Annotated in this window: 1 protein-coding gene; it reads left to right on the top strand. The window is 64.1% G+C overall.

Translation table 11 applies throughout. The features are described 5' to 3' along the window. Positions 1-304 (top strand): DUF188 domain-containing protein (locus tag QWI17_RS08855; RefSeq protein ID WP_302722157.1); only part of this gene is annotated, 304 nt, incomplete at both ends.

The raw sequence follows: 304 nt of genomic DNA, 5'->3' as shown, positions 1-304 counted from the left end.
GCGTGTATGGATCGATGCCGATGCCTGCCCCAAGGCAGCCAAGGATCTGATCGTCAAGTTCGCCCTCAAGCGCAAGTTCGAGGTGGTGATGGTGGCGGGCCAGGCAGTGGCCAGGCCTGCGTTTGCGATCGTGCGGTTGATCGTGGTGCCCAGTGGCATGGATGCGGCCGACGATTATCTGGTCGAGCATGCCGTGCCGGGCGAGCTGGTGATCTGTAGTGACGTGCCGTTGGCCGACCGCCTGGTCAAGAAGGGCGTGGCAGTGCTGGACCCACGCGGGCGCGAGTTCGACGAGCGCAACATG

Origin of the sequence: Gilvimarinus gilvus, assembly GCF_030518155.1 — a bacterium.
Classification (GTDB): domain Bacteria; phylum Pseudomonadota; class Gammaproteobacteria; order Pseudomonadales; family Cellvibrionaceae; genus Gilvimarinus; species Gilvimarinus gilvus.
This window is presented reverse-complemented; position numbering and strand designations above follow the sequence as displayed.